Origin of the sequence: Pseudomonas sp. (assembly GCF_050739655.1) — a bacterium.
Taxonomy (GTDB): Bacteria; Pseudomonadota; Gammaproteobacteria; order Pseudomonadales; family Pseudomonadaceae; genus Aquipseudomonas.
The window spans coordinates 1-2,686 of the sequence record NZ_JBOIBY010000544.1 but is presented as its reverse complement, the minus strand read 5'-3'; the positions used below and the strand labels follow the sequence as shown (position 1 = coordinate 2,686).

Genomic DNA, 2,686 nt, shown 5'->3' with positions numbered 1-2,686 from the left:
GCTGCGATCTTTTGATCTTGCTTTTTAAGAGTCAAAAGATCGCAGCCTTCGGCAGCTCCTACAGGGATTGTGGGCAAAAAAAGACCCCGTTCGGCCAGGCCGAACGGGGTCTTTTTGTAGGCGCTATCGCTTATGGACGCTTGCGATTGCTGATCAAGGTGCCCACGCCGGTATCGGTGAAGATCTCCAGCAGGATCGCATTCGGTACGCGACCGTCGATGATCAGCGAGCTGCCCACGCCGCCCTGGACCGCTTCCAGTGCACAACGGATCTTCGGCAGCATGCCGCCGTAGATGGTGCCGTCGGCGATCAAGTCGTCGACCTGTGCCGTGCTCAGGCCAGTCAATACCTTGCCCGACTTGTCCATCAGGCCGGCGATGTTGGTCAGCAGCATCAGCTTCTCGGCTTTCAGTGCCTCGGCCACTTTACCGGCCACCAGATCAGCGTTGATGTTGTACGACTCGCCGTTTGCGCCAACGCCGATAGGCGCGATCACGGGAATGAAATCGCCTTTGACCAGCAGGTTCAGCAGATCGGTGTTGATGCCGACTACTTCGCCAACGTGGCCGATGTCGATGATTTCCGGTTGGGTCATCTCAGGCGTCTGGCGGGTAACGGTGAGCTTTTTCGCGCGAATCAGCTCGGCGTCTTTACCGGTCAGGCCGATGGCGCTGCCGCCATGACGGTTGATCAGGTTGACGATGTCCTTGTTGACCTGGCCGCCGAGGACCATTTCAACGACGTCCATGGTCGCCGCATCGGTGACGCGCATGCCGTCGACAAAGTGGCTCTCGATCGACAGGCGCTTAAGCAGGTCACCGATTTGCGGGCCGCCACCATGAACAACCACCGGATTAATACCGACAGCTTTCATCAGCACGATGTCGCGGGCGAAGCCGGTTTTCAGCTCCTCGCTTTCCATCGCGTTGCCGCCGTATTTGATCACCAGCGTCTTGCCGACATAGCGGCGAATGTATGGCAGCGCTTCGGACAGGACCTTGGCGGTGTTGGCGGCGGCTTCGCGTTCGAGGGTCATTCAGGGCTCCGGGTGAATCAGAACGGTAGTTGGAGATCAGGTGCAACACGCTTCAATTGGACATGGAAGACGTCCTTGATGCGTTGCAATTCAGCCTCGTCATCGGCCTCGAAGCGCAGCACCAGCACCGGTGTGGTGTTGGAGGCGCGTACAAGGCCCCAGCCTTTGGCGTAGTCGACTCGCACGCCATCGATGGTGGTCAGGTCAGCGCCTTCACCCCACTTCGCGTCGTGCAATGCATCAATGATGCTGAATTTGCTCTCTTCGGTCACATGGATATTGATTTCCGGCGTAGAAATATCGTTCGGGAAGGTCGCAAACAGCGCTTCTGCCGAAGATTTTTCCTTGCTGAGGATCTCCAGCAAGCGCGCGGCGGCGTAAATACCGTCGTCGAAACCGAACCAGCGCTCCTTGAAGAAGATGTGCCCGCTCATTTCGCCGGCCAACAGGGCGCCGGTTTGTTTCATTTTCTTTTTGATCAACGAATGACCGGTCTTCCACATTAGTGGGCGACCACCGTATTGCTTGATCAGCGGGATCAGTCGGCGCGTGCATTTAACGTCGAAGATGATTTCCGCATCCGGGTTGCGCGCTACCACGTCGCGGGCGAACAACATCAACAGGCGGTCGGGGTAGACAATGCTGCCGGTGTTGGTCACGACACCGACGCGGTCGCCATCGCCGTCGAAGGCCAGGCCGATGTCGGCCTTGGTTTCCTTGACCTTGGCAATCAGGTCGACGAGGTTTTCAGGCTTGCCCGGGTCCGGGTGATGGTTCGGGAAGTTGCCGTCGACTTCACAGAACAGCGGGATGACTTCGCAGTTCAGCGCTTCGATCAGTTGCGGGGCAATCACGCCGGCCGCGCCGTTGCCGCAGTCGACAACCACTTTCAGGCGTCGGGCCAGCTTGATGTCCTGAACGATTTCGGTGGTGTAGCGGTCGAGGATCTCGACCTTGGTGACACTGCCTTGGCCGCTGCTCAGGTTGTTGGTCTTGAGGCGATCGTGCAGGGCCTGGATCTGTTCGTTGGCCAGGGTGTCGCCGGCAATGACGATCTTGAAGCCGTTATAGTTCGACGGGTTGTGGCTGCCGGTCAACATCACACCGGATTTCCCGGCCAGCACGTTGGCGGCGTAGTACAGCGCAGGCGTCGGTACCAGGCCAACATCGCTGACATGGCAGCCGCTGTCGGCCAGGCCCTGGATCAACTGTTCAACCAGTTCCGGGCCAGACAGGCGACCGTCACGACCTACGGAAACGTTCGGTTCATTCTGGGCCAGACTTTGGGCACCGATGGCGCGACCGAGCCAGTAAGCCGTCTCAGCGTTCAGAAATTCCGGGACGGTACCGCGAATGTCATAGGCGCGGAAAATGCTGTCGGGGAACTTGGGGGCGACGCGGGCGGGGGTGCTCATCTGTGGAAATGCTCCATCTTGAAAGTGGCTGGACCTGCCAGCAAATCATTCGTTGGCAGGCTCAAACTGATAGGTATGACGGCGTTTTTCACAGAGAGTTCGTGGTGCGAAAAGGCCATGCCAGCGATGTTGGAGGCTGTTTGACCGGCCAATGCCCTGATTTTGCGCGGTGAACGTTACATCTGAAAATTCATCGCGCCCTCTGTAGGAGCTGCCGCAGGCTGCGATCTTTTGA

2 protein-coding genes and 1 pseudogene are annotated in these 2,686 nt (G+C 58.3%); all 3 read right to left on the bottom strand.

Going from position 1 to position 2,686, the window contains the following annotated elements:
* Nucleotides 1-130: 130 nt before the first annotated feature.
* Complete coding sequence (argB, locus tag ACRESJ_RS26070) at nucleotides 131-1,036, bottom strand: acetylglutamate kinase (protein ID WP_431760437.1); 906 nt, start codon at nucleotides 1,034-1,036, stop codon at nucleotides 131-133.
* Between the two features lie 17 nt (nucleotides 1,037-1,053).
* Nucleotides 1,054-2,457: pseudogene (locus ACRESJ_RS26065) on the bottom strand (phosphomannomutase/phosphoglucomutase); the annotation flags it as partial.
* Between the two features lie 39 nt (nucleotides 2,458-2,496).
* Nucleotides 2,497-2,686, bottom strand: a 190-nt coding sequence (locus ACRESJ_RS26060) for a hypothetical protein (protein ID WP_431760436.1), incomplete at its 5' end; no start/stop codon positions are given.